1 protein-coding gene is annotated in these 1,045 nt (G+C 66.9%); it reads left to right on the top strand.

The window, feature by feature from the left end; genetic code table 11:
* Positions 1 to 58: 58 nt before the first annotated feature.
* The coding region (secF, locus tag ACZ7HQ_RS45920; protein ID WP_471003712.1) for a protein translocase subunit SecF at positions 59 to 1,045 on the top strand (987 nt) is incomplete at its 3' end.

Raw genomic sequence — 1,045 nt, 5'->3', positions numbered from 1 at the left:
GCGCACCCGCCGTCCCGCCGGTCCCGCCGGCTCTGTCGACCCGAAGGAGGCCTGAGCCATGTCGAAACTCGGCAACCTCGGCGCTCGACTGCACCGCGGCGAGATCTCGTACGACTTCGTCGGCAAGCGCAAGATCTGGTACGGCATCTCCATCCTGATCACCATCACGGCCATCGTCGGCCTCGCGGTGCGCGGGCTGAACATGGGCATCGAGTTCAAGGGCGGCGCGGTCTTCACCACGCCGACCAGCATGAGCACCTCGGTGGCCCAGGCGGAGACCTACGCCAAGGACGCCTCCGGCCACGAGGCGATCGTGCAGAAGCTCGGCAACGGCAGCCTGCGCATCCAGATCGCCGGCATCGACACCGGCCAGTCCGACAAGATCAAGCAGGAGCTGGCCAAGGACCTGAACCTCAACCCCGAGAAGCTCGCCGCCGACCTGGTCGGCCCGAGCTGGGGTGAGCAGATCGCCAACAAGGCCTGGGAGGGCCTGGGCATCTTCATGGTGCTCGTCGTGATCTACCTGGCCATCGCCTTCGAGTGGCGCATGGCCGTCGCGGCCCTGGTCGCGCTGATCCACGACATCACCATCACGACCGGTATCTACGCCCTGGTCGGCTTCGAGGTCACGCCCGGTACCGTCATCGGTCTGCTGACGATCCTCGGATACTCGCTCTACGACACGGTCGTCGTCTTCGACAGCCTCAAGGAGCAGACGAAGGACATCACCAAGCAGACCCGCTGGACGTACAGCGACATCGCCAACCGGTCGATCAACGGCACCCTGGTCCGCTCCATCAACACCACGGTCGTCGCCCTGCTGCCGGTCGCGGGCCTGCTGTTCATCGGTGGTGGCTTCCTCGGTGCCGGCACGCTGAACGACATCTCGCTGTCGCTGTTCGTCGGCCTCGCGGCCGGCGCCTACTCGTCGATCTTCATCGCCACCCCGCTCGTCGCCGACCTCAAGGAGCGCGAGCCGGCGATGAGGGCCCTCACCAAGCGGGTCCTGGCCAAGCGCGCCCAGGCCGCCGCCGAGGAGGACCTC

This window comes from Streptomyces sp. NPDC037290 (assembly GCF_055603245.1).
Note: the sequence above shows the minus strand (reverse complement) of the source record. Positions and strands in the feature narration are given on the sequence as shown.